Genomic DNA, 1,856 nt, shown 5'->3' on the forward strand with positions numbered 1-1,856 from the left:
TGGTGTAATAGTAGCGAAGGTATGCGCATGGAATCATCCCCATATTGCGCAGCAGTTCTGTTGGCCATTCGAATGGAGGAATGTTTTGTGGAACGAGAGGATCGTTGCCCGATAAGATCGCTTCAACCACCTCTTGTAGCTTATCGCGACCTTCATGCAGGATCTGGCGCGCCCAGATAAAGTGGTTCAAACCCGCGACTTGCAATACAAAGTCTTGCTCGTCAGCGCCCAGCATTTGCGCGATGCCTTTTTGCATGATCACTGGCACATTGCACAAACCGACCGCTTTTACTTTGGTGTGTTTGAGAATTGCTTCGGTCACCATGCCTGATGGATTAGTAAAGTTCAGCAGCCAAGCGTCTGGACACAATTCTTCCATCTCTTTACAGATTTCCAGCGCGATAGGAATGGTGCGACAGGCATTAGCAAAACCGCCTAAACCATTGGTCTCCTGACCGATCATGCCGTATTTAAGCGAGATGCGTTCATCGCGGATGCGACCTTCCAAACAACCTGCACGAAATTGAGAACAGACAAAATCGGCGTTTTTTAATGCGGGTTTGCGATCCATCGTGACGTGAACATCAATATGAGACAGGTTGTTTTTCGCCAACATACGGCGCGTTAAATCGCCAATGATGCTGACTTTCTCTTTGCCATCTTCAATATCGACCAACCACAACTCGCCGATAGGCAGTTCATGATTGCGCTTGATGAGACCTTCGATAAGCTCAGGCGTGTAACTGGATCCTGCGCCAATAATGGTAATTTTTAGATTCTTTTTCATCGTGCTGTTTCTCGTTATGGATAAGACAGTTTGATTTAAAAGCATCGTGATTCGCTATACAAACCAATTTAAACTTGCTATGCATTAGCCTTTCTAATTTATGTTGAGTGCCAAGATGGACAGAAAACAGCAGATGCTCTCTAACATGTACACTTTCGCCGTTGCTGGTAAGTGCCTCAGTTTTACCAAAGCCGCTGAAGAGTTGTTTATAACCCAAGGGGCAGTGAGCCAACGCATTAAGTCACTGGAAGAACAACTGGGTTTCAGCTTGTTTGTGCGCATGACTCGGCGATTAGAGCTGACCAAAGAAGGAGAGCGGTTACTGCACGCGCTTAACCAATCGTTTGAGGTGATTTTCTCTGAACTTGAAGACATCAAATTCAACGAGTTGCGTGGCGAGCTTTACATCGGCGTGGCCCCCACGTTTGCACAGAGTTGGTTACTGCCGCGTATGGTGGAATTTCAGCGTTTGTATCCTTCTCTCAATATCAAGCTTCGAGTAAAGGCAAGCCGATTAGATTTCTTACATGAGCCCGTTGATATTGCGATTTACTACAGTGACAGCGAGCATCCGGGTTTCCATCATCAAAGGCTATTTGATGAAGAGTTGATGCCGGTTTGTAGCCCTGAATACAGCCAAATACATTTCTCCGATGGTGTGAGTAGTGCCAGTCAATTTGAGGCCGTGACCTTTATCCATTGCACAGAATCGTTAGAAGCAAACGAGCCAAATCATGAATGGCAGAGCTGGTTAGCAAGCCAAAGCAACCCTGAGTTGAAATCGCTTAATGTGATGGAGAAAACCTACCTTTTTAACCATGCCGATATGGCGATGATTGCCGCCAAAAATAGCATGGGCATCGCAATGGCACGGGCATCTTTGGTGCAAACCAGTTTGGAAAAGGGGGAACTGGTCGCGCCTTTTGAACGCGTCAACGCAGGGAGAGGGTACGATTTGATTTGTTTAAACGTCCAACAACACAGGCCAAAAAACGCGGCGTTTATTGAATGGCTAGAAACGCAGCTACCTCCCCTTGCATCGCAATAAAAACAAAGGGAGGCACAAGTC

General features: G+C 46.6%; 1 protein-coding gene and 1 pseudogene. One reads left to right on the top strand and one right to left on the bottom strand.

Annotated features, from left to right (window positions below; all coding sequences use genetic code 11):
- Positions 1 to 787: pseudogene (locus R7Q47_RS23550) on the bottom strand (6-phospho-beta-glucosidase); the annotation flags it as partial.
- Positions 788 to 902: 115 nt separating this feature from the next.
- Here R7Q47_RS23550 and R7Q47_RS23555 point away from each other — a divergent pair.
- Positions 903 to 1,835 carry a LysR substrate-binding domain-containing protein gene (locus R7Q47_RS23555; RefSeq protein ID WP_318089524.1) on the top strand — a complete coding sequence of 311 codons (933 nt, stop codon included), beginning with the start codon at positions 903 to 905 and terminating at the stop codon, positions 1,833 to 1,835.
- Positions 1,836 to 1,856 lie beyond the last annotated feature (21 nt).

The sequence above is a fragment of the Vibrio sp. Vb0349 genome, from assembly GCF_033338975.1.